At 60.7% G+C, this 24,946-nt stretch carries 28 protein-coding genes; 7 read left to right on the top strand and 21 right to left on the bottom strand.

Annotated features, from left to right (window positions below):
* Positions 1 to 55: 55 nt before the first annotated feature.
* The gene (locus E0E29_RS08150; RefSeq protein ID WP_130850826.1) at positions 56 to 766 is read right to left on the bottom strand and encodes a pseudouridine synthase; all 711 of its coding nucleotides are present in this window, start codon (positions 764 to 766) and stop codon (positions 56 to 58) included.
* 93 nt (positions 767 to 859) lie between these two features.
* On the opposite strand from E0E29_RS08150, the gene E0E29_RS08145 reads away from it, so the two are divergent.
* Positions 860 to 1,342, top strand: a complete 483-nt coding sequence (locus tag E0E29_RS08145) for a DUF4830 domain-containing protein (protein ID WP_130849452.1) — start codon at positions 860 to 862, stop codon at positions 1,340 to 1,342.
* Positions 1,343 to 1,411: 69 nt separating this feature from the next.
* Here E0E29_RS08145 and E0E29_RS08140 read toward each other — a convergent pair whose 3' ends face one another.
* From E0E29_RS08140 to E0E29_RS08110, 7 genes are all read right to left on the bottom strand, one after another.
* On the bottom strand, positions 1,412 to 1,894 hold the full coding sequence (locus tag E0E29_RS08140) for a hypothetical protein (RefSeq protein WP_130849451.1): 483 nt from the start codon (positions 1,892 to 1,894) through the stop codon (positions 1,412 to 1,414).
* Between the two features lie 109 nt (positions 1,895 to 2,003).
* Complete coding sequence (locus E0E29_RS08135) at positions 2,004 to 2,846, bottom strand: mechanosensitive ion channel family protein (RefSeq protein WP_165449840.1); 843 nt, start codon at positions 2,844 to 2,846, stop codon at positions 2,004 to 2,006.
* 197 nt (positions 2,847 to 3,043) lie between these two features.
* Positions 3,044 to 4,246 carry an elongation factor Tu gene (tuf, locus tag E0E29_RS08130; protein ID WP_130849449.1) on the bottom strand — a complete coding sequence of 401 codons (1,203 nt, stop codon included), beginning with the start codon at positions 4,244 to 4,246 and terminating at the stop codon, positions 3,044 to 3,046.
* A gap of 134 nt (positions 4,247 to 4,380) precedes the next feature.
* The gene (gene fusA / locus E0E29_RS08125; protein ID WP_130849448.1) at positions 4,381 to 6,489 is read right to left on the bottom strand and encodes an elongation factor G; all 2,109 of its coding nucleotides are present in this window, start codon (positions 6,487 to 6,489) and stop codon (positions 4,381 to 4,383) included.
* A 17-nt stretch (positions 6,490 to 6,506) separates the two neighbouring features.
* The gene (gene rpsG, locus E0E29_RS08120) at positions 6,507 to 6,977 is read right to left on the bottom strand and encodes a 30S ribosomal protein S7 (protein ID WP_204739783.1); all 471 of its coding nucleotides are present in this window, start codon (positions 6,975 to 6,977) and stop codon (positions 6,507 to 6,509) included.
* A gap of 214 nt (positions 6,978 to 7,191) precedes the next feature.
* Entirely contained in the window at positions 7,192 to 7,614 is a 423-nt protein-coding gene (gene rpsL, locus E0E29_RS08115; RefSeq protein ID WP_130849446.1) for a 30S ribosomal protein S12, read from the bottom strand.
* Positions 7,615 to 7,695: 81 nt separating this feature from the next.
* Positions 7,696 to 7,938 carry a ribosomal L7Ae/L30e/S12e/Gadd45 family protein gene (locus E0E29_RS08110; protein ID WP_130849445.1) on the bottom strand — a complete coding sequence of 81 codons (243 nt, stop codon included), beginning with the start codon at positions 7,936 to 7,938 and terminating at the stop codon, positions 7,696 to 7,698.
* A gap of 431 nt (positions 7,939 to 8,369) precedes the next feature.
* Between E0E29_RS08110 and E0E29_RS08105 the strand changes: the two genes are divergently transcribed.
* Positions 8,370 to 10,361: a fructose-1,6-bisphosphatase gene (locus tag E0E29_RS08105; RefSeq protein ID WP_130849444.1), complete on the top strand. Its 1,992-nt coding sequence runs from the start codon at positions 8,370 to 8,372 to the stop codon at positions 10,359 to 10,361.
* A gap of 6 nt (positions 10,362 to 10,367) precedes the next feature.
* Here E0E29_RS08105 and E0E29_RS08100 read toward each other — a convergent pair whose 3' ends face one another.
* The 5 genes from E0E29_RS08100 to E0E29_RS08080 all read right to left on the bottom strand — a co-directional run bounded on the left by E0E29_RS08100 (position 10,368) and on the right by E0E29_RS08080 (position 13,284).
* On the bottom strand, positions 10,368 to 11,159 hold the full coding sequence (locus E0E29_RS08100) for a ZIP family metal transporter (protein ID WP_207303591.1): 792 nt from the start codon (positions 11,157 to 11,159) through the stop codon (positions 10,368 to 10,370).
* Positions 11,160 to 11,247: 88 nt separating this feature from the next.
* Positions 11,248 to 11,646, bottom strand: a complete 399-nt coding sequence (locus E0E29_RS08095) for a metal-dependent transcriptional regulator (RefSeq protein WP_130849442.1) — start codon at positions 11,644 to 11,646, stop codon at positions 11,248 to 11,250.
* Positions 11,647 to 11,664: 18 nt separating this feature from the next.
* Positions 11,665 to 12,096 carry a flavodoxin gene (locus tag E0E29_RS08090; protein ID WP_130849441.1) on the bottom strand — a complete coding sequence of 144 codons (432 nt, stop codon included), beginning with the start codon at positions 12,094 to 12,096 and terminating at the stop codon, positions 11,665 to 11,667.
* A gap of 63 nt (positions 12,097 to 12,159) precedes the next feature.
* Positions 12,160 to 12,723: a DUF3793 family protein gene (locus E0E29_RS08085; RefSeq protein WP_130849440.1), complete on the bottom strand. Its 564-nt coding sequence runs from the start codon at positions 12,721 to 12,723 to the stop codon at positions 12,160 to 12,162.
* Positions 12,724 to 12,909: 186 nt separating this feature from the next.
* The gene (locus E0E29_RS08080) at positions 12,910 to 13,284 is read right to left on the bottom strand and encodes a metal-dependent transcriptional regulator (RefSeq protein WP_130849439.1); all 375 of its coding nucleotides are present in this window, start codon (positions 13,282 to 13,284) and stop codon (positions 12,910 to 12,912) included.
* 253 nt (positions 13,285 to 13,537) lie between these two features.
* Here E0E29_RS08080 and E0E29_RS08075 point away from each other — a divergent pair, with 253 nt between their 5' ends.
* The 4 genes from E0E29_RS08075 to E0E29_RS08060 all read left to right on the top strand — a co-directional run bounded on the left by E0E29_RS08075 (position 13,538) and on the right by E0E29_RS08060 (position 16,506).
* A complete protein-coding gene (locus E0E29_RS08075; protein WP_130849438.1) occupies positions 13,538 to 13,747 on the top strand; it encodes a FeoA family protein in 210 nt (69 codons plus the stop codon).
* Between the two features lie 26 nt (positions 13,748 to 13,773).
* Positions 13,774 to 13,995, top strand: coding sequence for a FeoA family protein (locus tag E0E29_RS08070; protein ID WP_130849437.1), 222 nt, complete (start codon positions 13,774 to 13,776; stop codon positions 13,993 to 13,995).
* A 118-nt stretch (positions 13,996 to 14,113) separates the two neighbouring features.
* A complete protein-coding gene (gene feoB / locus E0E29_RS08065; RefSeq protein ID WP_130849436.1) occupies positions 14,114 to 16,321 on the top strand; it encodes a ferrous iron transport protein B in 2,208 nt (735 codons plus the stop codon).
* 35 nt (positions 16,322 to 16,356) lie between these two features.
* A complete protein-coding gene (locus E0E29_RS08060; protein WP_130849435.1) occupies positions 16,357 to 16,506 on the top strand; it encodes a FeoB-associated Cys-rich membrane protein in 150 nt (49 codons plus the stop codon).
* Positions 16,507 to 16,555: 49 nt separating this feature from the next.
* Here E0E29_RS08060 and E0E29_RS08055 read toward each other — a convergent pair whose 3' ends face one another.
* The 4 genes from E0E29_RS08055 to udp all read right to left on the bottom strand — a co-directional run bounded on the left by E0E29_RS08055 (position 16,556) and on the right by udp (position 20,538).
* The gene (locus E0E29_RS08055) at positions 16,556 to 17,980 is read right to left on the bottom strand and encodes an MATE family efflux transporter (RefSeq protein WP_242622433.1); all 1,425 of its coding nucleotides are present in this window, start codon (positions 17,978 to 17,980) and stop codon (positions 16,556 to 16,558) included.
* Positions 17,970 to 18,428 (bottom strand): MarR family winged helix-turn-helix transcriptional regulator, encoded by a 459-nt coding sequence (locus E0E29_RS08050; protein ID WP_130849434.1) that lies wholly within the window; start codon positions 18,426 to 18,428, stop codon positions 17,970 to 17,972. The genes E0E29_RS08055 and E0E29_RS08050 overlap by 11 nt, the downstream gene beginning before the upstream one ends.
* Positions 18,429 to 18,578: 150 nt before the next feature.
* Positions 18,579 to 19,649, bottom strand: coding sequence for a tetratricopeptide repeat-containing glycosyltransferase family 2 protein (locus E0E29_RS08045; protein ID WP_130849433.1), 1,071 nt, complete (start codon positions 19,647 to 19,649; stop codon positions 18,579 to 18,581).
* A gap of 115 nt (positions 19,650 to 19,764) precedes the next feature.
* Positions 19,765 to 20,538, bottom strand: coding sequence for a uridine phosphorylase (gene udp / locus E0E29_RS08040; RefSeq protein ID WP_130849432.1), 774 nt, complete (start codon positions 20,536 to 20,538; stop codon positions 19,765 to 19,767).
* Between the two features lie 235 nt (positions 20,539 to 20,773).
* Here udp and E0E29_RS08035 point away from each other — a divergent pair, with 235 nt between their 5' ends.
* The gene (locus E0E29_RS08035) at positions 20,774 to 21,463 is read left to right on the top strand and encodes a hypothetical protein (protein WP_130849431.1); all 690 of its coding nucleotides are present in this window, start codon (positions 20,774 to 20,776) and stop codon (positions 21,461 to 21,463) included.
* 38 nt (positions 21,464 to 21,501) lie between these two features.
* Here the strand turns inward: E0E29_RS08035 and E0E29_RS08030 are convergent, their stop codons facing one another.
* From E0E29_RS08030 to E0E29_RS08015, 4 genes are read right to left on the bottom strand one after another with little or no spacing between them, the layout of a single operon-like run.
* Positions 21,502 to 22,386 (bottom strand): sensor histidine kinase, encoded by an 885-nt coding sequence (locus tag E0E29_RS08030; protein ID WP_130849430.1) that lies wholly within the window; start codon positions 22,384 to 22,386, stop codon positions 21,502 to 21,504.
* A 17-nt stretch (positions 22,387 to 22,403) separates the two neighbouring features.
* Positions 22,404 to 23,168, bottom strand: coding sequence for a hypothetical protein (locus tag E0E29_RS08025; protein ID WP_130849429.1), 765 nt, complete (start codon positions 23,166 to 23,168; stop codon positions 22,404 to 22,406).
* Positions 23,169 to 23,186: 18 nt separating this feature from the next.
* Positions 23,187 to 23,963: an ABC transporter permease gene (locus E0E29_RS08020; protein ID WP_130849428.1), complete on the bottom strand. Its 777-nt coding sequence runs from the start codon at positions 23,961 to 23,963 to the stop codon at positions 23,187 to 23,189.
* A complete protein-coding gene (locus E0E29_RS08015; protein ID WP_130849427.1) occupies positions 23,956 to 24,879 on the bottom strand; it encodes an ABC transporter ATP-binding protein in 924 nt (307 codons plus the stop codon). The genes E0E29_RS08020 and E0E29_RS08015 overlap by 8 nt, the downstream gene beginning before the upstream one ends.
* Positions 24,880 to 24,946 lie beyond the last annotated feature (67 nt).

The raw sequence follows: 24,946 nt of genomic DNA, 5'->3' as shown, positions 1-24,946 counted from the left end.
TTTGTGAAAAATGCCGAAGAACCTCAAGTGCCGTCTTCCAGTGGAGGCCAGAGGATCACCGCAGGCCCTCCAAAGCCTCTCGCTCCGCTTCCGTCAGCGGTCTCCAGGCGCCGGGCGCCAGGTCCTGATCCAGGGCAATGGGCCCCATGGACAGCCGCTTGAGGTAGAGCACCGGCTTGCCCCGGGCGGCCAGCATTCGCTTGACCTGGTGGTACTTTCCCTCCCGCAGCGTGACCAGACCGGTATCCGGTGATTCCAGCACCTCCAGTTCCGCCGGAAGACATTGGAGCCCGTCGTCCAGCGTCATCCCGGCCCGGAAGGCGGCACTGTCCTCTTGGTCCAGCTTACCGTCCACCCGGACGAAGTAGACCTTGTCCACATGCTTTTTGGGCGCCAGGAGCCGGTGCCCCAGAGGCCCGTCGTTGGTGAGGAGCAATAGCCCCTCGGTGTCCTTATCCAGCCGACCAACCGGAAACAGCCCCACCCGCCGCAGATGGGGCGGCAGCAGATCCAGCACCGTGGGCTGCTTGGGGTCCTCGGTGGCCGACAGCACACCGCCGGGCTTGTGGAGCATGAGGTAGACATATTTCTCACCGTCCACCGGCTCCCCATCCACCGCCAGCACCGTGGCCGCCCGGTCGAATTTCTCTTCCGGCCGCCGGACCACCGCGCCGTCTGCCGTCACCCGCCCGGCCTTCACCAGGTCCTTCACTTCCCGCCGGGACCAGCGCCCGGTACCGGAGAGGATCTTATCCAGCCGCTCCAATGCCATATCGCTTTCGCTCCTTTTCCGTGGTCATAGCAGCGCTCCTTCCCGCATATCAATGCCTTGAGACCAGCATGGAAGGAGCGTTGCGCTGTGTTTATCTGGACTGCCAAACTGCGCCGGGGGAGGCTGGCCGCCGGTGCGGCGGCGCTGCTGCTGGCGCTGTGCGGAGCAGTTGTCCTGGCCGGCGGCCTCTCCCCCGGAGAGGTGGACGCCGTCTCCCCCGCCCCTGCCAGCCCCAAGGGCATCAAGACCAATGAGGACCGGGTGGCTTATCTGGAGAGCTACGGCTGGACCGTCTCACCTGAGGCGGTATCTGTTGAGGAGCTCCTCATTCCTGAGGAGTTCGACGAGACCTATGACCAATACCTGGCCCTTCAGGCCCAGCAGGGCTTTGACCTCACCCAATACAAGGGAAAGCGGGTGAAGCGGTATACGTACGAGGTCACCAACTATCCCTCCGGAGAGAGCGGTGTGGAGGCTGGGCTCCTCATCTACAAAAATACCGTGGTGGCCGGCGAGGTCCTTTCCACCAAGCTGGGCGGCTTTATCCAGGGCCTGGCCATGCCGGAATAAAACGCATATTCAACAGCACAGGCTGCCGAAAAAGTCCCCGCGGCTTTCCCGGCAGCCTGTATCCGCTTTTCAGAAATTCTCCGCCCCCAGCAGGATATGATAGGCATTGCTGAGGAACTTCAGGTACAAAAGACTGCCCACCAGTGTGGCGATTGCCGTGCCGATCACCAACACACCGACCAATATCAGCAAAAGGGGTGCCAGGGCCATCACCATGAAGCAGGCAAGGGCAAAGGTGCAGAACAGATTGACCTTCCACACAGTGGCCCCCTTGTCAGCCAGGGTAGCATAACCGTTGATGATGAGGATCTGTCCCGCCGCGGTACAGACGAGGTAGACGATATATGCTTCCAGGGCCAAACCGGCTATGGAGAACACAATCACCAGTCCCGTCAGCTCGTATGCGCCGCTAAAAATTGTGAGGCCGGTAAGTACCACCCGGGCAATATTGAGCCAGAAGGCCCGGCCAAAATAAGGGTGGCTGGGAGCCGCCACGTTCAGTGCGCCAATGGCCATCGCAAAGGACACGATATACAGGATGACGCACAGCACAACCCATCTCCGATCAGGTCCGCGATCAAGGCCAGCAGCTGAGAGATGAAAAGGAGTCTCAGGCCCCGGCCAGCCAGCAGATTGTCGTCGTACATACGCAGTTCCCACCTCACTCCTTCATGATGTGTACGTTGAGGTGGTTGTAGGTGAGCTCCACGCCCTCCCTGTCGAAGGCGGCACGGACCTGCTCCAGCAGGTCATAATAGAGGTCCCAATAATCCTCCGTGGCACACCATACCCGCAGGGTATAGCCCACGCTGCTCTCTCCCAGTGAGGTCGTTCGGACAAAGGGTTCCGGGGTGAAGAGTGCCTTGGGATGGGCGCCGATGACCTGGCGCATGATCTCCTTGACCCGCTCCGGGTCATCATCGTAGGAGACGGTGAAGGTGAGGTCCACCCGGCGCTGCTCCTGCTTATTATAGTTGACGATCTTCTCCCCCGAAATCTCACCGTTGGGGATAAAGATGATCTTATTATCAATGGTCTTCAGCTTGGTGTAAACCAAACCGATCTCATTAACCGTGCCGGACACGCCGCCGGCTTCCACATAGTCCCCTACAGCAAAGGGGCGGGTAGCCATGACCGTGATGCCCCCTGCCAGATTGGACAAGCTTCCCTGGAGGGAGAGGGACAGTGCTACACCGATGACGCCCAGTACTGTCACCAGGGAGTTGACCGGGAAGTTCAGATAGGCGGCTACGATCAGACCGGTGACCACCCACATCAGTACCTTGAGGCAGGAGTGGGTGAAATTATGGACGGTAGGCTCCACCTTCAACCGGGTCATGGTGCGATCAATGAAGGACAAAACCACCTTCATCACCGCCATACAGGCCAGAAACAGAAGCACACCGTATAGCGCCTTTGTCAGGGTCATCCCCCGTGCGACCTGCTCGAATACTTCCACCGTTTCCTCCGGTGTAGCGCTGGAAGTGGGCAGCTCTGTCGACATTCTATTCTCCTCCTCTCCCCTTTTCACCATCTGTATGGTGGTATCAGTATACCATGGTATCCGTAAAAAGAGAACCCGCCCATTTAAAAAAGGTCGGCCCTTCCGATACAAAATCTACTGATTTCACCGCTGTTTCAGCATTGATAGGGCAAAAAAACACCCCACCGCATCTGCGGTGGGGTGTCTTAGGAGTAAAATTACTCCTCGATGTCGATAACCACGCCGGAACCCACGGTACGGCCACCCTCACGGATAGCGAAACGCAGGCCCTTCTCGATGGCGATGGGGGTGATCAGCTCGACCTTCATGTCGACGTTATCGCCAGGCATGCACATCTCGGTGCCCTCGGGCAGGGTGATGACGCCGGTAACGTCGGTGGTACGGAAGTAGAACTGAGGACGATAGTTGTTGAAGAAGGGGGTGTGACGGCCGCCCTCGTCCTTGCTCAGGACGTACACCTGGCCCACGAACTTGGTGTGGGGGTGAATGGAGCCGGGCTTGCACAGCACCTGGCCGCGCTCGATGTCGGTCTTGGCGATACCACGCAGCAGGCAGCCAGCGTTATCACCGGCCTCGATATAGTCGAGGGTCTTGCGGAACATCTCCATGGAGGTGACGACGGTGGACTTCTTCTCGTCGCTCAGGCCCACGATGTCGACGGTCTCGCCGGCCTTCAGCACGCCACGCTCCACACGGCCGGTGGCCACGGTGCCACGGCCGGAGATGGTGAACACGTCCTCGACGGGCATCAGGAAGGGCAGGTCGTCGTTACGGGCGGGAGTGGGGATATAGGAGTCGACAGCGTCCATCAGCTCCTTGATGCAAGCGAAGTCGGGATCGTCGGGATTGCCGGACTCGCAGGTCAGAGCGTTCAGAGCGGAACCCTTGATGATGGGGGTCTCGTCGCCGGGGAACTCGTACTTGTCGAGGGTCTCACGGACCTCCATCTCGACCAACTCCAGCAGCTCCTCGTCGTCAACCTGATCGCACTTGTTCAGGAAGACCACGATGGCGGGCACGCCCACCTGACGGGCCAGCAGGATGTGCTCCTTGGTCTGAGCCATGGGGCCGTCGGTGGCAGCGATGACCAGGATGGCGCCGTCCATCTGAGCAGCGCCGGTGATCATGTTCTTGATATAGTCGGCGTGGCCCGGGCAGTCAACGTGGGCATAGTGACGAGCGTCAGTCTCGTACTCCACGTGGGCGGTGTTGATGGTGATACCACGCTCACGCTCCTCGGGAGCCTTATCGATGCTGGAGTAGTCCTCGTACTGAGCCTGGCCCTTCAGAGCCAGGTACTTGGTGATAGCGGCGGTCAGAGTGGTCTTGCCGTGGTCAACGTGGCCGATGGTGCCGATGTTGACATGGGGCTTGGTACGCTCAAATTTAGCCTTAGCCATTTTAAGTTATCCTCCTTATATTACAGGTTTTACGACTGTATAATTACGGGTAACATTCTAACGCATAGCCGTCAGAATTGCAATACCCTTTCTCGCCCTGCCCTGAGGCAAAGGCCCCAGGGAAAGCGTAGAATTTATTCCGCGTTGTTGCGGCCGCGCTCAGCGATGATCTTCTCGGCAATGCTCTTGGGGATCTCCACGTAGCTGTGGGGCTCCATAGAGTACTGGCCGCGGCCCTGAGTGCTGGAACGCAGATCGGTGGCGTAGCCAAACATGTTGGCCAGAGGCACCAGAGCGTCGATCTGGGTGGCGCCGGGACGGCTCTCCTGACCCTGGATCATGCCGCGGCGGCCGTTCAGGTCGCCAATGACGTTGCCCAGGTACTCGTCGGGGACGATGACGGAGACCTTCATCACAGGCTCCAGCAGGACGGGATTGGCCTTGCGGCAGGCCTCCTTGAAGGCCATGGAGCCAGCGATCTTAAAGGCCATCTCGGAGGAGTCGACCTCGTGGTAGGAGCCGAAGGTCAGGTGGACCTTCACGTCGACCACGGGGTAGCCAGCCAGAACGCCGGCCTGCATAGCACCCTGGATACCGGCATCGACAGCAGGAATATACTCCTTGGGGATGACGCCGCCGGTGATCTCGTTGAGGAACTCGTAACCCTTGCCGGGCTCGTTGGGCTCAACGGTGATGCGGACGTGGCCGTACTGGCCCTTACCGCCGGACTGACGGGCATACTTGGTGTCCTGCTCGACAGCCTTCTTGATGGTCTCCTTGTAGGCGACCTGGGGAGCACCCACGTTGGCCTCCACCTTGAACTCGCGGAGCAGACGGTCCACGATGATCTCCAGGTGGAGCTCGCCCATGCCAGCGATGATGGTCTGACCAGTCTCATCGTCGGTGTAGGTCTTGAAGGTGGGGTCCTCCTCAGCCAGCTTCACCAGAGCAAGGCCCATCTTCTCCTGACCGGCCTTGGTCTTGGGCTCGATGGCCACGCGGATAACAGGCTCGGGGAACTCCATGGACTCCAGGATGATGGGATGCTTCTCATCACACAGGGTGTCGCCGGTGGTGGTGTTCTTCAGGCCGACCACGGCGGCGATGTCGCCGGAGTAGACGGTCTCGATGTCCTCACGGTGATTGGCGTGCATCTGCAGGATACGACCGATGCGCTCCTTCTGGTTCTTGGTGGAGTTGAGCACGGAGGTACCGGTGTTGAGCAGGCCGGAGTACACACGGATGAATGACAGACGGCCCACATAGGGGTCGGTCATGATCTTGAAGGCCAGAGCGGAGAAGGGGGCGTTGTCGTCGGCGGGACGGCTGTCCTCTTCGTCGGTCTCGGGGTTCACACCGTCGATGGCAGGGATATCCAAGGGGGAGGGCATGAAGTCCACGATGGCGTCCAGCAGCTTCTGCACACCCTTGTTCTTGTAGGAGGTGCCGCAGGTCACGGGGACAAACTTGTTGTCGATGGTGCCCTGACGGATGACCTTCCGGATCAGGTCCTGAGGAATGGGCTTCTCCTCCAGGGCCAGTTCCATGATCTCATCGGAGAGATCGGCGCAGGCGTCGATGAGCTTGGTCCGGTACTCCTGGGCCAGCTCCATCATGTCGGCGGGGATCTCCTCCACGCGCATGTCCTTACCCATCTCATCGTAGTAGATGTCAGCGTCCATCTCGATGAGGTCGATGATGCCCTTGAAGGTCTCTTCCTTACCGATGGGGAGCTGGATGGGCACGGCGTTGCACTTGAGGCGGTCGTGAATCATGCGCAGCACGTTGTAGAAATCGGCACCCATGATGTCCATCTTGTTGACGTAGATCATGCGGGGGACCTTGTAGTGGTCGGCCTGGCGCCACACAGTCTCGGACTGGGGCTCCACGCCGCCCTTGGCGCACATGACGGTCACGGAACCGTCCAGCACGCGCAGGGAGCGCTCCACCTCAACGGTGAAGTCCACGTGGCCCGGGGTGTCGATGATGTTGATACGGGTCTGGGGGAACTGGTTCTTGGAGCCCTGCCAATAGCAGGTGGTAGCGGCGGAGGTAATGGTGATGCCGCGCTCCTGCTCCTGAGCCATCCAGTCCATGGTGGCGGTGCCGTCGTGGGTCTCACCGATCTTGTAGTTGACGCCGGTGTAGAACAGGATACGCTCGGTAGTCGTCGTCTTACCGGCATCGATGTGGGCCATGATGCCGATGTTACGCGTATTCTCTAGGCTGACTTTTCTAGGCATACTCTAATAACTCCTTATTACCAGCGGTAATGCGCGAAGGCCTTGTTGGACTCGGCCATCTTGTGAGTATCCTCGCGCTTCTTGACCGCGGAACCGAGGTTATTGGCGGCATCCATGATCTCGCCGGCGAGACGCTCCTTCATGGTCTTCTCGCTGCGGTTGCGGGCATAAGTGGTGAGCCAGCGCAGACCGAGGGTCTGACGACGCTCGGGGCGGACCTCGATGGGCACCTGGTAGGTGGCGCCGCCCACACGGCGGGCCTTGACCTCCAGGGACGGCATGATGTTCTCCAGAGCGGTGGTGAAGACCTCCAGGGGTTCCTTACCGGTCTTTTCCTTGATAATGTCGAAAGCACCGTAGACCACTTTCTGGGAGACACCCTTCTTACCGTCCAGCATGATGCTGTTGACCAGCTTGGTCACCAGGACGGAGTTATACAGGGGATCGGGCAGAACCTCCCGCTTGGGTACGTTTCCTCTTCTGGGCACTTTGCTTCCCTCCTTCACAGTATGATTTCATAGGTACTCGAAGGCTTCAAAAAGCCCCCGTGTAAGACAAGTGCCTGCTTGTCCAGTGCCTCACAGGAAAACGCCCCTATTATATAGGTAAGCGCTTCTGCAAGGACAACTGCCTTGCGCTACGAGCGCGAAAGTCGTTCATGGTTGCGCGGAACGCGACCGCGTTCCATGGAGAAGTAATCTCTTACTTCTTGCCGGCCTTGGGCCGCTTGGCGCCGTACTTGGAACGGGCCTGCATACGGCCGGAGACGCCCTGGGTATCGAGGGTACCACGGATGATGTGGTAACGCACGCCGGGCAGGTCCTTAACACGGCCGCCGCGGATCATGACCACGGAGTGCTCCTGCAGGTTGTGGCCGACACCGGGGATATAAGCGGTGACCTCGTAACCGTTGGTGAGCTTCACACGGGCGATCTTACGGAGCGCGGAGTTAGGCTTCTTGGGGGTAGAGGTACGAACAGCGGTGCACACGCCGCGCTTCTGGGGAGAAGGCAGGTCGGTCTCGCGGTTCTTCAGGGTGTTCAGGCCGTGCTGCATGGCGGGGGAAGTGGACTTGTAGGTCACCTTCTCGCGGCCCTTGCGGACGAGCTGGTTGAACGTAGGCATGGATGTTTCCTCCTTTCTCGCATTTTCAATCAAAAATATATTTTAACGGAATAACAGGAAATTATTCCGTTAAAATCACTTTCAGCGGACCAGTGCCGCCACGGCGGCTCCCACGGCGATGCCGCAGGCCTGGCCCAGCTCCCGCATGGCGGGAACATGGATCACCTCTGTGCCCTTCTCGGCGCACAGGGCTTCGATGGGTCCGGTCACACCCGGGTCGGCGTCCTCTGCCAGATAGACCCGAACGGCCTTTCCATCGCTGAGAGCGCGGCGGGTCTGCTTGGCGCCCACCACCCGGGGTCCGGTCTTGAGCTCGGTGAGCAAACCGTCATCCCCCTTGAGTTCAGATGTCCCAATGGAAAGCGGAGTTTTCCACCCACTTTTCCACCGAGCGCAGAATACACCTGCGCAATTTGGGATTATACCATGGGCCGCAAGGGAAGTCAAGCGATATTTTGACAGGAAAAACCACCTTCCAGCCTGCCGGTTTATACATTTTTGCATTTTCCCCGCGCAAAACGTCCATAGACGCACGTGTTTCTTCTATCAAAAGGAAATATCTGGTCGTTCAAAAGGGTCTCCCAGTCCTATCGCACCGTTACCTTTTTTCATAGGAAAGCCCCTTCTTTCGTTTCTGTTTTGCCGGTTTTCCGCCGTTTTTTACTACAATCTTAGTAAAAAAGGTAGTACCTTTTCTGCCGCCGGGGTGGTACAATCAGGGGTGATGACACAACCACACAGAAGGAGTGAGCCGGATGAAAAAAACGACCCCAGACCTGCGCTATTTGCAGATGCTCTCCCGTCAATATCCCACTGTCCAGGCCGCCAGCAGTGAGATCATCAACCTGCAGACCATCCTGAACCTGCCCAAGGGCACCGAGCACTTCATCTCCGACGTACACGGCGAATATGAGGCCTTCCTCCACATCCTCAATTCGGCCTCCGGCGTGGTCCGGGAGAAGGTGGACGCCCTCTTCGCCACCAGCGTGTCCAAGGCGGAGCGGGACCAGCTGGCCACCCTCATCTACTATCCCGAGGAGAAGCTCAGCGTGATTGCCGCTCAGACGGAAAATCCGGAGGAGCTGGAGGAGTGGTACCGCATCACCCTCCACCGGCTCATCGACATCTGCCGTCTGGTCACCTCCAAGTACACCCGTTCCAAAGTCCGGAAGGCTCTGCCCAAGGAGTACGCCTACATCATTGATGAGCTGCTCAACACCAACTACGAGTTCCACAACAAGCGGGACTACTATGAGAACATCATCTCCACCATTATTGACATTGACCGGGCCGAGGGCTTCATCATCGCCGTGTGCAACCTCATCAAGCGCATGGTGGTGGACCGGCTGCACATGGTGGGCGACATGTTCGACCGTGGTCCCCGAGCGGACATCATCATGGATGCCCTCATGGAGCACCACAACGTGGACATCCAGTGGGGCAACCACGACGTACTGTGGATGGGTGCCGCCACCGGCAGCCGCACCCTGGTGGCCACGGTGCTCTCCAACTCCATCCATTACAACAACCTGGAAGTCATCGAGACCGGCTACGGCATCTCCCTGCGGCCCCTGGCCCTCTTCGCCAACGAGGTTTACCGGGACTGCGACTGCTCCTGCTTCGAGGCCAAGTTCGCCGGGGACGACGCCGACCACTACACCGAGAAGGATAAGGCCCTGGCCGCCCGGATGCACAAGGCCATCACCATCATCCTCTTCAAGCTGGAGGGACAGAAGATCCTGCGCAACCCCGGCTTCGGCATGGAGGACCGGCTGCTGCTGGACAAGATCGACTACGAACACAAGTGCATCACCATCAACGGGGTGAAGTACGACCTGGCCGACACCGACTTCCCCACCGTGGACCGCGAACACCCCTACGACCTCTCCCCCGAGGAGAGTGACCTCATCAACCAGCTCACCGAATCCTTCCAGCGCAGCGAGAAGCTCCAGAAGCACGTCCGCTTCCTCTACTCCAAGGGTGGGCTCTACAAGGTCTTCAACGGCAATCTCCTCCTCCACGGCTGCGTTCCCCTCACCGAGGACGGCCAGATCCTGAAGTTCAGCATGGTGGGCTGCAAGAACCTGGGCAGCCGGGCCTTCCTGGACCACGCCGAGGCGGTGGCCCGCCAGGGCTACTACGCCAAGCCCGGAACCCCGGAGCGCACCGCCGGTCAGGATTTCCTCTGGTTCCTCTGGTGCGGCCGCAACTCCCCCCTCTTCGGCCGGCAGCAGATGACCACCTTCGAGCGCCGCCTCATCAAGGACGAGTCCTCCTGGGCCGAGCCCAAGAACGCCTACTATACTTATTATAATGATCCCGCCGTGTGCGACATGCTCCTGGCCGAGTTCGGCCTCAGCGGCCCTCACTGCCACATCATCAACGGCCACGTACCGGTGAAGTCCAAAAAGGGCGAGAGTCCCTTCAAGGGCGGCGGCAAGCTCATCGTCATTGACGGCGGCTTCTGTCGGGCCTACCAGCCCACCACCGGCATCGCCGGCTACACCCTCATCTATAACTCCAACTGTTACCGCATCGTCTCCCATAAGCCCTTTTCCGGCAAGCAGGAGGCCATTCGGGAAAACCGGGACATCGCCTCCACCTCGGAGGTCTTTGAGCGCATGGAGACCCGGGTCAAGATCTCCGGCACCGACATCGGCAGCGAGCTCCAGCAGCAGGTGGACGACCTGAAGGCCCTGCTGCGTGCGTACAGAATGGGCGAAGTGCTGGAGGACCACCGGGGCTGACCGGCCTCAACCAAGGGCCACATCCAGTACCATCATAAGGAGGAAACCGGCCATAACCGACAGGGTCCCCGCATTGGAGTGCTCCCCCAGATGGGCCTCCGGGATGAGCTCCTCCACCACCACATACAGCATGGCACCGGCGGCAAAGGAGAGCAGCCAGGGCATAACGGGACCGACGTTTCCTGCGACCAGCACCGCGAGGACGCCGAAGATGGGTTCCACTATCCCGGAGGCGCTCCCGTACAGGAAGGCTCTCATCCGGCTCATTCCCTCCTGTCGGAGAGGGAGGGCCACCGCCGCCCCCTCGGGGAAGTTCTGGATACCGATGCCCAGAGCCAGCGCCATGGCTGCGGCGTAGAGTCCCTCGTCCCCGCCGTGCTGGGCCGCTAGAGCGAAGCTGAGCCCCACCGCCATCCCTTCCGGGATGTTGTGGAGCGTGACCGCCAGCACCATGAGTGTGCTGCGTTTCAGGCTGGTGGACACCCCCTCCGGTTCCTGACTGCCGGGGTGGAGATGGGGCAGGAGCACATCCAGCCCCAGCAGGAAGCCCACGCCCAGGAGAAAGCCCCCCGCCGCCGGCACCCAGCCCGGTCCCCCCATCGCCTCGGCCTCCCGGATGGCGGGAATGAGGAGGGACCACACGGCGGCCGCCGTCATGACGCCTGCCGCGAACCCCAGAAAGATCCGCTGGAGTTCCAACGCGGCGCTCCTGCGGAAGAAAAACACCAGAGCGGCGCCCAAAGTGGTCATCAGGAAGGTGAAGCCTGTGCCCCCTGCCGCCCATAAAATCGTTGACATCATATTCGTTCTCCTTTTTGAATGAATAAGCGCGCCGGTGAACAGAAAGCCTCTGTTCACCGGCGCGCTGCTTTTGTAAAATGGACCGTTATTCTCCCACGGCCCGCAGGATGACGGCGTTGTCCGGCAGGACGCGCCGGACGATCCGCTCGATGCTCTCCTCCGAAAGGCTGCACAGGCAGGCAATGGCGTCCCGACGAGCCGCCTGCTCCTCCACCTCCAGCTCCTCAGCCAAAAAGGACTCCAGAAGCATGCACTTGGTATGGAGTTGATTGGCTGCCCAGATGCCCTCCCCGGTGAGCTGCACCCGGCCGTAATGCCGTTTGCTGACCAGGCCCTCCTGGCTCAATACGCCCATCATGTGGACCACGCTGGCGGGAGATACCCCCAGCGCCCGGGAGATATCCACCGAGCGCACAGGCGCACCCTCGCCGCTGAGCCGATAAATGGTGAGCAGATACCGTGTGGCCGCCGCAGACATGCCCATTCCTGCCGCCTCCTTTCCTTACGCCCCGGCGAAGCCGCCGCCGAAGGCCCGGCAGCGCTCCAAGCCTTCGTCATCCGGCGTCTCATTGACCATCAGACCTTCGCCGCCATAGAGAACGGCGCCGTCCCGCTCCGCGCGGTCCCACCAGTCCCGCATCCACTGGCCGTCGCCCCAGCCGTAGGAGCCAAAGAGGGCTACCTTTTTACCTGCGAGCTTGCCCTCGATAGCGGTGAAGAAGGGTTCAAATTCGTCCTCCTCCAGCACCTCGGCACCCATGGCGGGGCAGCCGAAGGCCACCAGGTCGCTGCCGGTGACGTCGGCCTCAGATGATTCAGAGACTGTCAGCAGCTTCACCTCAGCACCGGCGGCCTCCGCCCCCTGGGCGATGGCCTTGGCCATCGCCTCGGTGTTGCCGGTCTGGGACCAGTAGATCACAGTCATCTTGCTCATAGTAATTTCCCTCCTGTGTTGTTTTTAAAATAATAAGTGTACTCTAAACGATTGCGAATGGGCTCATGCCGCCTGGAAGACCTGGCCCAGGGTCATGCCCACGGCCAGCCGGGCGCACAGGTGCTCCCGGCACTGGTCGTACCGCCGGAACAGAGTCTTGGCCCGCTCCACGTCGGAATAGACCTTCCAATGGCCGCACAGCTTGCAGTTGCGGCCCCGGTGGCGCTGGAACCCCGCCACATCCTCCGGCGGATAGCCCAGGAAAAGACCGATCTCATGGGGAAAGTCCCCCTCAACCCGGAGCCTCTGGCTCAGACGGTCCAGCATGGCTGCCAGGTCCTCTCCGGCGTCGTAGCCGTCTTTCTTCAGCAGGGCCGCGGACAACGGCGTCCTCAGGGCCCGCTCCAGCTCCGCCGGGCGGTAGACCAGCAGCAACACATTCCGGTCGCAGCCGCACATGGTTCGGAAGGCCACCCCCCTGGGGGCAAACAGCTGCCGGTACTCCTCCAGCCGCTCCTCCAGGTCTGGAAATTCCTCCCGTGAGAGGGAAACAAGGTTGGAGGGCTTCAGGCCCGCCAGCGCCGGAGCGCAGTGATAGGCCAGGATCTGGTCCAGGGTCCGTTCCATAGTCGGTCTTCTCCTTTTCTGGTAGTTAGTTTCTGCTAACCAAATTTCAAAAAGAAATAGGGTTCGCATCCCCCGTCTTTTGTTAGTTAGCATTTGCTAACCATCTGGAGAATACCACACCTCACTCGGCCCTGTCAAGGGGGCAAGTAAAAAAATTCTGCCCACCGGACACCGGCGGGCAGAAGATCACGGCTGCTCTTTGGGGGCGATGTGGGCCTTCAGACGGGCAAATGTCTCCTCACTGATGTCGTGCTCAATGCGGCAGGCGTCCTCTGCGGCCACCTCCGGGCTCACACCCAGGGCGGTGAGCCACTCGGTGAGGAGACGGTGCCGCTCATAGATTCGGGAGGCAATGGCCATCCCCGCATCGGTGAGGTCCAGCAAGCCGTCCTTGTCCATCGTCACATAGCCGTTCTCCCGCAGCAGGCTCATGGCCCGGCTCACACTGGGCTTCGAGTAATTCAAATGGTGGGCCACATCGATGGAACGGGCCGTGCCCTTCTTTTCCCGGATGGCCAGAATGGCCTCCAGGTAGTCCTCCGCCGATTCTTGGATCTTCAATGGGCTCCCCTCCTGGTCAGGCTGTGGCTGTGCGCAGTGGCACAGCGTAAATCAGATTGCTATATTTTAGCACATTCCCAATCCGGACACAAGAGGCGGCATTCCGGTCCCCCCGCGGAGAATTTTTCCTGCGGGGTATTGACAGAACCGGTTAGCAATGGTAAACTAACTTCCGTCAGTTGGTTAGATGAAGCTAACCAATCGTCGTACGCCTCCTGCGTACGGCAACATCAGATGAGAGGTGATCGTTATCATGCCGCTTACTATGGCCCCTTCCGGTTCCGCCAACACCGTGAAGAAGATCAACGGGAAGGATGAGATCCGCCATTTTCTGAAGAGCCTGGGCTTTGTGGAGGGCGGAGAGGTGACCGTGGTCTCTGAGATGGGCGGAAACCTGATCGTCAATGTCAAGGACACCCGCATTGCCCTGAGCAAGAGCATGGCGGGTCGCATCCTGGTTTAACAGCAGAGTAGGGAGAGGAGGAAACCATCGTGACCCTGAGAAACGTCAAAGTGGGACAGACCGTACAGGTGACCCGGCTCAATGGCGAGGGCGCTCTGCGCCGGCGCATCATGGACATGGGCATCACCAAGGGCACTACCGTCTATGTCCGTAAGGTCGCCCCCCTGGGTGACCCCGTGGAGATCACCGTCCGCGGGTATGAGCTGTCCATCCGCAAGGGCGACGCAGAGTGTATCGAAGTGCAGTGAGCGCACAAAACGGGCGGGAGACCGCCCATCCCTTTTGTAATTGAGTTAGCAAGAGATAACCAGCCTTCAAAGACTGAATTTGTCAGCGGGATACCCCGCAGAGGAGGAATCGATCGTTATGTCTATCACCATCGCCCTTGCCGGCAATCCCAACTGCGGCAAGACCACCATGTTCAACGCCCTCACCGGCTCCGCCCAGTTCGTGGGCAACTGGCCGGGCGTCACCGTGGAGAAAAAGGAGGGCCGGCTCAAGGGCCGCAAGGATGTGGCCATCATGGACCTGCCCGGCATCTACTCCCTGTCCCCCTATACCCTGGAGGAGGTGGTGGCCCGGAACTACCTGACCCACGAGCGCCCCGACGTCATCCTCAACCTGGTGGACGCCTCCAACATCGAGCGCAACCTTTACCTCACCACCCAGCTGCTGGAGCTGGGCATTCCAGTGGTGGTGGCTCTCAACATGATCGACGTGGTCAAAAAGCGTGGCGATAAAATCGACACCGCCAAGCTCTCGGCCACCCTTGGCTGTCCGGTGGTGGAGACCGCTGCCGTCAAGGGTGAAGGCTGTATGGCCGCCGCCGAAAAGGCCGCCGCCCTGGCTCTGACCAAGGAGCCCTTTGTCCCCCGTCACACCTTTGCCCAGCCGGTGGAGGAGGCCCTCAGCTCCATTTCCCAGCTGGTGAAGGACGTGGTCCCTGCCGACTCTCTGCGCTGGTACGCCATCAAGCTCTTCGAGCGGGATGAGAAGGTCATGGCTGGCTTCACCCTCTCCGCCGATGCCTCTACCCGTCTGGAAGCCTTCATCAGAGGCTGTGAGGAGGCCATGGACGATGACAGCGAATCCATTATCACCAACGAGCGATACACTTACATCTCTCAGGTCATGAGCCACTGTGTGAAGAAGGTCCGCACCGGTCTCTCCACCTCCGACAAGATCGACCGGATCGTCACCCACCGCATCCTGGCCCTGCCCATCTTCGCCGTGGTCATGTTCCTGGTATACGCCCTCTCCATGGGCAGCTTTGTCATCGAGACAGACACGTTCACCATTCCCATCTCCATCGGCACCGCCGCCACCGAGTGGACCAACGACGTTCTCTTCGGTGAGATCGTCCCCAACTTCCTCAACGGCTTCCTCCTGGGCGCCGACGGCGCTCCCGTCATCGCCCAGTGGCTCTACGGCCTCATCATGGACGGCATCGTGGCCGGCGTGGGCGCGGTCCTGGGCTTCGTGCCCCAGATGCTGGTCCTCTTCCTCCTGCTGTGCATCCTGGAGGACATCGGCTACATGGCCCGCATCGCCTTCATCATGGACCGGATCTTCCGCCGCTTCGGCCTCTCCGGCAAGAGCTTCATCCCCATGCTGGTGGCCACCGGCTGCGGCGTCCCCGGCATCATGGCCTCCCGTACCATCGAGCAGGACCGTGACCGCAAGCTCACCGTCATGACCACCGGCTTCATCCCCTGCGGCGCCAAAATGCCCATCATCGGCCTCTTTGCCGGCGCCCTCTTCGGCGGCTCGGCCTGGGTGGCCACCTCCGCCTACTTCATCGGCGTGGCTGCCGTGGTCATTTCCGGCATCATTCTCAAAAAGACCCGCATCTTCGCCGGCGACCCCGCCCCCTTCGTCATGGAGCTGCCCGCCTACCACGTTCCCAAGGCCGTCAACATCCTCCGGGGCACCTGGGAGCGGGGCTGGTCCTTCATCAAGCGGGCTGGTACCGTGATCCTGGTCTCCTCTGTGGTGCTCTGGTTCCTCCAGGGTTATGGCATCGTGGACGGCGCCCTCCAGGCTGTGGAGGACAACAACACCTCCCTGCTGGCCACCATCGGCTCCGCCATTGCCTTCCTCTTCGCCCCCATCGGCTTCGGCACCTGGAAGCCCGCCGTGGCTGTTTTCACCGGCCTCATCGCCAAGGAGAATGTGGTGGGCACCTTCGGTGTCCTCTACGGTTTCGCCGAGGTGGCTGAGGACGGCGCCGAGATTTGGGGCAACATCGCCGGCGACTTTACCGGTATCACCGCTTACAGCTTCATGATCTTCAACCTCCTCTGCGCCCCCTGCTTCGCCGCCATGGGCGCCATCAAGCGGGAGATGAACAGTCCCAAGTGGACCCTGGGCGCCATCGGCTACATGTGCGGCTTTGCCTATGTGATCTCCCTCATGGTCTATCAGTTCGGCGGACTCATCACTGGCGAGGTGTCCTTCGGTGTGGGCACTGTGGCCGCCGTGCTCTGCCTGGCCGCACTCATTTACCTGCTCTTCCGCAAGGGCTATCAGGGCGATACCGTCCGGCTCCGCGCCGTGGACGCCGTTCAGGCCTGAATACCCCATCCCCTTTCTGAAAGGAGGCTTCCTCTATGGAGACCGTCATCGTAGGTGCCATCGTCCTGGCCGTGCTCTGCTTGGCCATCCGCAGCATGATCAAGTCCCGCAAAAAGGGGGGCTGCTCCGCCTGCGGCGGCGGCTGCGGCGGGAGTTGCTGCCACTGCTCCGATGAACACCACTAAAAGCACAAAAAGTCCCGGTACATCTGTGATGTACCGGGACTTTTTACGTTTAACGATCGGGGAGCCGCTCGGCGTCCTCACTGGCCATCAGGCGGCCCAGCTTCAGCATCTCAGGGACAATGAAGAGGGCCACAATGACTCCCGAGGAGATGTCGGCGATGGGGCCGGCGTAGAGGATGCCGTCCAGGCCGAAGAAGGTGGGCAGGATGAGCAGCAGAGGGATGAGCAGCAGCAGCTGCCGCAGCATGGAGAGCAGCGACGCCTTCAGCGGTTGGCCGGTGGCCCGGAAGTAGCTGGTGGAGACAATCTGGAAGCCGGCGCAGAAGATACCGAACATATAGGTCCGCATACACCGGACACCGAAGTCGGCGAAGTTCTGGTCACCCGTACCGAAGAGGGAGAGAATGAGCTCGGGTGCCGTCTGGCAGACAGCCCAGCCGGCGGTGATAGCGATTGTGGCGGTAATGACGGCGATGAGGTAGGTCTTGCGCACCCGGTGGAATTTCCGGGCACCCCGGTTGAAGCCCAGGATGGCCTGGGCGCCCATGCCGATGCCCACACAGATGGAGCCCAGGATCATGGCGATCTTCATGACGATGCCCATGGCCGCCTGAGCGGTCTCACCGCCCACGGGGTTTAAGTCACCATAGTATTTCAGGGAGTTGTTCATGACGATCTGCATGATGCAGGCCACACCCTGGGTGATGCCGGAGGAGATGCCCAGAGCGCAGATGCGGCTGCACAAGTCCCGCCGCAGTCCCATAAGGCGCCGGTCAAAGCGCATATGGATGCCTTTTTTCCAAAAATAGAGGGCCAGAACCACCGCGGAGATGAGCTGGGAGGTGATGGTGGCGATAGCAGCACCCCGGACGCCCCAGTGGAAGATGAAAATGTAGATGGGGTCCAGGATGGTGTTGAGGACGGCGCCGATGATGATGCCGTACATGGACATTTTAGGGCTGCCGTCGGCCCGGACCATGTTGGAGAGGGTCACCGACAATACGCTGAATGGCGCGCCGATGAGGATGATGGAGGTATAATCTTTGGCATAGGGCATTACGGTATCCTTGGCGCCGAAGGCCCGGAGCATGGGCTCCAGGAAAATCAGCCCCAAGGCCATCATGACGATACCTGCCAGAATGGACAGGACAAACAGGTTGTTGAGGGTACGACCCGCGGCCTTCTCGTCGCCCTCGCCCATCTTAATGGAGGCGTAGGCACAGCCGCCGGAACCAATCATGGTAGATATGGCCAGCATGATGGTGACCACCGGGAAGGCGATGGTGGTGGCGGCATTGCCCAGCACGCCCACACCCTGACCAATAAATATCTGGTCCACGATATTGTAGACCGAGTTGACCAGCATGGAGACCACCGAGGGTACGGAAAATGCCAGCAGCAGCTTGCTGACGGGTTCATAGCCCAGAGGGTTTTCTCCCGGTCGTCTCACCTGCTCCATCTGTTCAGATGTCATTGCTCTTTTTCTCCTCCTGTTCCAATGCCAGAATGGCGTTCTCGGCGACACGGGACACCAGGTCCTTGACCGTCTCCGCCTCTTCCGGCGTCATCCCCTGGGTGAGCATTTCGTTCCAACGGATGCGGGCGGCATATCCCTCCTGGACAACAGGTTCGGCCTTCTCTGTGGCGTATAGCCGCCGGATCCGCCGGTCGTGCTCATCCGCCTCGCAGCGGACATAGCCCAGATCCTCCAGCTTCTGTACCGCCCGGGTCACCGTCCCCTTGTCATAAAGGCCCATCCGCGCCAGGTCGTACATACTGATCCCCTGATGCTCATAGATGCGCAGGAGAAAGAACTGCTGTCCGCAGCCGATTCCCCAGGGCGCCAGGACCCGGTCATAAAAGCGATTGGCCATCCGATACGCGATGGAGATATTCCGACCCAGAAACACAGACTCGTCCATAGTGTCTGTCCCCTTTCCGTGGTGCTCCGTGCTCACGGCGCTCTCTCTGCCGCCGTTTCCCAGGGCCCATACAGAATACCACATAGTAGTTGCATGGTCAATCATAATCGACAAAAGTCCCCTGTTTCCCGATGGGAAACAGGGGACTTTTCAGGAAAGAGAGCTAAAATACGCCAAATTCCAGAGATAGGATGGATCATCCGGCTTATAGCCGCCCGCCCGCTGGTTCCAGGCCTCGGCCTCCGCGTGGCGGCCCAGCCGGTCCCAGCACACACACAGCTGGATGCAGGGTAGGAAGCCGTAGCAGTCCGGCTGGACAAAGCCGCCGCCCTCGTCGTTCCGTTCCCGTGTAAGGGCCAGTTCATACCAGAAGATGGCCCGCCGCCACGCCTCCCGTGCCTGGAAGTAGGCGCCCAGGGCACAGCAGGTCTCCGCCCTGGGGTCGTCATAGCGAAAGCTGTCCAGCAGGGCCTGGAGAGCGCCGCTCTCGTCGCCCGCCTCCAGCCGACACCTGGACAGAAGCCGGCAGGCCTCGATCTCGTTCTCTATCCAGCCGCCGCCCCGGTCCAGAAACTGCTCCAGCTGGACCGCCGCCAGGCCATACTTCTGGTGGTCCATGAGTTCCCGGGCATAATAGAACCGCTCCCGGGGCGAGAGAGTCTCCCCCCGGGCCAGCTTCTGTTCATAGATGCGCAGGTTCCGGTCCGGGTCGCCGGGTCCTTCCTTTCGGTGGGTCACCGCCGCCCTGGACCAGATCACCTTGCCGAAGGGAGCGATGGCCTCATGGACCGCACCCTCCCACAAATCACGCCCCAGGTTCCGTACCAATCGCTCCCGGTAACAGGTGAAAACCGACCGCCCGCCCTCGTCCAGGCCGCTGTGGTAGGGCATCATCACCACATCCACATCAGGCGTCAGGGTCCGTTTGAGCTCCAGGAAGACCTCCCGGTCCTCCGGCAGAAGCACATCGTCGGCGTCCAGCCACATGAGGTACTCCATCCGCCCTTTGGAAAAGGCAAAGTTCCGGGCGGCTGCGAAATCATCCCGCCAGGTGAAATCGTAGACCCGATTGGTGTAGGACAGGGCCATCTCTCTGGTGGTGTCGGTGCTGCCGGTGTCCACAATGACCATCTCATCCACCAGCCCAGCCACGCTCTCCAGGCAGCGTGAGAGCACCTTCTCCTCATTCTTTACGATCATGCACAGGCTAATCGTCGCCATGGGACCACCTCCTCCGCCCAGCCTATGTGCCATTCGGGGAGATGGTGACAAAAAACTGCCCGCAGGCACGGTCGTGGGACCGTACCCGCGGGCGATTCACTCACAAAAGCGCTCCTCAGCCCTGCTTGGCCTGCTCCTCCCGGATGAGGATCTTGAGGGCCTCGATGCCCACCTCGATGGCGGCGGAGGTGTCGTGGCTCTCCTGCTGATCCAGGCCAGCGGCCTCCCGCTCCTGGTTCCACACCACATGGAAGCAGGAGCCGCAGCGCACACCCAGGGCGGCGGCGCAGCAGAAGAGGGCGGCGGACTCCATTTCGGAAGCCAAAACGCCCAGACGCTTCCATGCCTCCCACTTGGCCTGGAGCTCATAGCTCACCGGCATGCGGGCGGGGTCGTGCTGGCCGTAGAAGGAGTCCTTGCACTGGACCACACCGGCGTGCCGGGACTTGCCCAGGTTCTTGGCGGCCTGAACCAGGGCCTCCTGGATCCGGTAGTCGGATACGGCGGGGAACTCGATGGGAGCGTATTCCCGGCTGGCGCCCTCATGGCGGACGGCGCCGGTGGCGATGACCACATCGTCGCTCTGCACCTGAAGGGCGATGCCGCCGCAGGTGCCCACACGGATGAAGGTATCGGCGCCGATGGCGTGGAGCTCCTCCATAGCGATGACGGCGGAGGGGCCGCCGATACCGGTGGAACAGACAGACACCTTCTCCCCCAGGAGCGTGCCGGTATAGACGGTATATTCCCGGTTGGACTGGACCTTGACGGGATCATCAAAATAGGCGGCGATCTTCTCACAACGACCGGGATCCCCCGGCAGGATACAATACCGGCCTACGTCGCCTTCTTTACACTGAATATGGAACTGAAGCTCATGCTGCTGCATCTGCTCGCCTCCTGTAACATTAGGGTAGTTTGATTCTACCACATCTCACCTATTTTTGCAAGAAATCCGCCTTCTCCCAGCCGGTTGTAACCATTTGTAATTGCAATTTTTCCGTCGTTTCGCTACAATGTAGTATACCAGTTTGGGGAAAGTGCCGCTTCTTTGTCTCTGGGAGCGGGACTCCTCCATCTCAACATGCCCGGCGGGATTCTCTGCCGGTGGAAAGAAGGCATTTATGAAACGAAGCGCTCTCCTGTGCGTGCTGGCACTCCTCCTGGGCGCCACCGCCGGTCTGCTCCTCAACTTCAGTCAGCTTGACGGCCGCTGGCTTCTGGCCTCAAACGCCGCTGCCGCCACTACTCCGAGCACTGCCCTGCTCAGTCCCTACACCACTGTAAGCTCCGTCGATCCGGACAGCAACGCCCCGCTGTTGGATGCGGGAAACGCCGTCCTCGCCGCCCTCAAGAAGGATGACATCCAGACGTTGTCCACCTTGGTGGACCCGGAGCGGGGCGTTACCTTCACCCCCTACTCCACCGTAGACCCCCACAGTGACCTCACCTTCTCCCCCGACCAGCTCACCCAGGCGGGCGCCAACGGCACCCGATATGTTTGGGGCTACACCCAGGGCAAGGGTGACCCCATCACCATGACCCTGCCGGAGTATCTGGACAACTACGTCTTCAACGCCGACTATACCCAGGCACCCATCATCGGAGTGGACTCCGTCCTTTCCTCCGGCAACTCCCTTGAAAACGTTCGGGACGCCTACCCGGGAGACCGTTTTCTGGAATATTACTTCCCGGGCCAGGACCCGGAGGTGGGCGGCCTGGACTGGTGCGCCCTCAAGCTGGTTTTCCGTGACGTGGAAGACAACGGCACCTACCGGCTGGTAGGCATCATCCACAGTGAGTGGACCATATAATGAAAACCAGGGCGCCGCAGCTGCGGCGCCCTGGTTTTTTACTGTTTTGCCGTCTGCCAGCGCACTACCACTCGGAAAAGGTCTCCCTCCAGCTCAGCAGATACGGTATGGCCCATCCGCTCCACCAGAGCCTTCACAATGGCCAGTCCCAGACCGGTAGACTGTCCGGTACGCATTTTGTCGGCGGTAAAGAACCGGTCAAAGACATGCTCCACATCCTCAGACGTCAGGCCGGGCGCGTCATTGGCGAAAACGGACACTACTTCGTCGCCCTCCTGATAAAGGAGGATGGACATTCTGGACCTGCCGTGCTCCATGGCATTGCGGATCAGGTTGGTGAACACCCGCAATACCCCCGCCGGGTCGGCGGTCACGGACGGCAGGCCCTCCCGGAGCTCCACCGTCATATCAAATCCTTCAAAGTCGTTATAAAACTCCGCCGCCAGCTCACTGAGCATGTGGTAGAGATCCACACGCTCCCGGGAGAGAGGGTACTCGCCCCCCTCTAGCCGGGAGAGGTCGTAGAAGCTGACGATCATACTCTGGAGCGCTTTGGCCCGGCCCTGCACGATGGCCAGGTACTCCCGACGCTCCTCCGCCGTAAGCCCCTCCCCCTCCAGCAACTGGAGGTAGCCCAGGATGGAGGTGAGGGGGGTACGCAGGTCGTGGGAGATGTTGGCGATCTGCTGCCGGATGGCCCGCTCCTGACGGCGATAGTCCCCCTCTTCCTGCTCCCGCAGGTCCAGCAGGGCTTTGATGGCAGTGAGCAGCTCCTCCGCCGCGGCGTTGGGGGCCGCCATGGACACCCTGGGCCGCCCGGAGCGGAGCTGCCGTGCGCAAGAGCGGATGTCCCGCTCCAACGCATAGAGCCGCAGGCCCAGCCCCAGACATAGCAGCACCAGCAGTGCCAGCAGGATGAGCATGCTCACTTCTCCCCTTTCTATCGGATCTCCCGACGCCGGAGCAGGAGGAGCCCCAGTCCGGTGGTAACCCCAAGCCACAGCGCTCCCGTCAGCCAGCTGTTGTCCAGCGTGGGGGGTACATTCCCGTAGCTATAGACAAAGTAGGCATTGGTGAGCAGAAAAGGCCGCACAGCCTCGGCCAGGTGGTTGAGCATATTTCCCACCACCCCCATGCCCATCACCCGGACAGCGGCCAAAGTCAGCTCCCCTATGGTGATGTAGAGGTAGTAGAGTATGGTGCCCACCCCGGCGGGACGAAGGGTGAAGACCAGAAAATAGGCCAGGGACACCGCTCCCACATACCTGGGCAGGGAGTGGAGCATGGAGATCAGCAGGTCCATACTCACCAGCGCCCTTTCCTCCTCGCTCAACGCCAGCACAGCAGTGGGGGAGAGCGCGCCCAGGAAAAAGACCGCCGTGGTGAGCAGGAAGAGGAGCACCCCCACCAGCAGGGCGGCGGAGAGCTTACCCAGATAGATCCGGACCCGAGGCAGTCCGAAGGATACCTCATTGGTCAGACTCCCCGCCCGGTCCAGGCCGCCTCCCGCCCAGTCGGCCAGCGGCAGCGCCACATAGAGCCCGATCACCATAAAGTTTCGGAAGGCCAGGAGGCACTCCGAAGGTGGACTCCCCCTGAGGGTGAGTCCCGTCAAAAAGGTTAGGAGCAAATAGATCCCCCAGCCGGTGCAGGCCGCCCGCCGCCTGGTCATCCGCCACAGCTCAGCGCTGAGATAGTTGAGCATGCCTGTCCCCCTCTCCTGTCAGCTGATCTCTCTCCGGTGGAAGCACCACAGGCCCAAAGCAGTGGTACCCACACACCAGCCGGCACCCACGGCCCAGGCCCAGGCCACCCGGGACCAGTCCCCGATGGCATCGGTGATGCTCTCCAGGGGCGAGGTGAGGAGGAGCCCCTTAATCGCCAGCAGAGCGTCCGCCAGCCCAGGGGCTGGCATGCTCACCAGCAGGGAGAGGAATGTAAGCATCTGTCCGAACAGAGCGATGATACAGACGCTCACAATGGTGGCAGCGGTATTTCCTCGGATGGAGAAGAAGCACAGGAGGTAGAGGGCCTGCGCCCCTACCCACACCGGGAAGGCGCACAGTAGCGCAAAGCCCAGCACCTTCAGGGCCTCCAGGACAGCGCCGTCTCCGGGAAGCATGAGGGCACACAGCAGGGCATACCAGCCCAGCAGCAGGGCGCAGGCCCCAATGGACAGCAGAACGCCGGCAAAGAGCTTGCCCAGGTAGATCCGGGCCCGGGGGATGCCGTAGGCCACCTCATTCTTCAATGTGTTGTACTTGTACTGGTCGGAAAAAGCGATATCCGAAGTGATGGCGGTGGCATAATAGCCCAGGGACAGGAGGTAGAGCACCATAGAAAAGCCCGCGGAGACCGTCATGTTGTTGGGCAGTTCGCAGTTAATCCAGGCCCACAGCAGGACCAGCACCAGCTCCAGACCGCCCGTGATGAGGAGGGCCATCCACAGATAGGACCTGTGGAGCATCTTATAGCACTCGGCACGGAGGTAATCAAGCATGGTGGACACCTCCGATCAAGCCCAGGAAGTAGTCCTCCAGGTCGGCATTTTTACTCTCTGCCCCGATGAGGGCCACCCCTTCCTCCACAAGGGTAGCGGTGACCACCTGGGGCCGGTCCAGGAAGGCGTAGAGCCGCAGCACATTGCCGGGAAGCACCTCATACTCCCGGGTGTCCAGCCGCTGCTCCAGGGCCAGGGCAGCTTTGGAGGCGTCGTCCACAGTGAGCTGGAGACAGGCCCGGCACTTCTCCCGGAGCTTCTGGGCGGAAATCTGCTCCAGCATGTGGCCCTGGTCCAAAAAGCCGTAGTGGGTGGCCACATTGGAGAGCTCCGACAGGATATGGCTGGAGATGAGGATGGTGGTCTCCCGCTGGCGGTTGAGCTCCAGCAACAGGTTTCGGAACTCCACGATCCCCTCCGGGTCCAGGCCGTTGATGGGCTCGTCCAGAAGCAGCAGGTCGGGATGGTCCATGAGGGCCAGGGCCAACCCCAGCCGCTGCTTCATGCCCAATGAAAACTGCTTGAATTTCTTTTTTCCGGCGCCTCCGAGCCCCACCTGCTCCAGCACCTGAGGCACACAGTCCCGGCCTGGGATGCCCCGCTGCCGGCGGTAGTACTCCAGATTCTCGGCGGCGGTGAGGTATGGGTAAAAGCTGGGGATCTCCACCATGGCCCCCAGCCGGGCCCGGGCGGTGGAGAGGCCCTTCTCGGTGGTCTCGCCAAAGAGCTCAATCTCCCCGGAGGTGGGTACGGTCTGGGCGGTGAGCATGCGGATGATGGTGGTCTTGCCCGCCCCGTTGCGGCCCACAAGGCCGTAGATCTGGCCCTTCTCCAGCCGGAGCTCCACATCCTCCACCGCAGCGTGGGTGCCGTATTTCTTGGTGAGCCCACGGGTCACCAGAATGGGTTCTGACATTTGGCATCAGCCTTTCCTTTTGATCATGGTTTCATTGTAGCGGAAAGGCAACAATCCTACATAAAGC

Source organism: Intestinimonas timonensis, assembly GCF_900626145.1.
Taxonomy (GTDB): Bacteria; Bacillota; Clostridia; order Oscillospirales; family Oscillospiraceae; genus Intestinimonas; species Intestinimonas aquisgranensis.
Note: the sequence above shows the minus strand (reverse complement) of the source record. Positions and strands in the feature narration are given on the sequence as shown.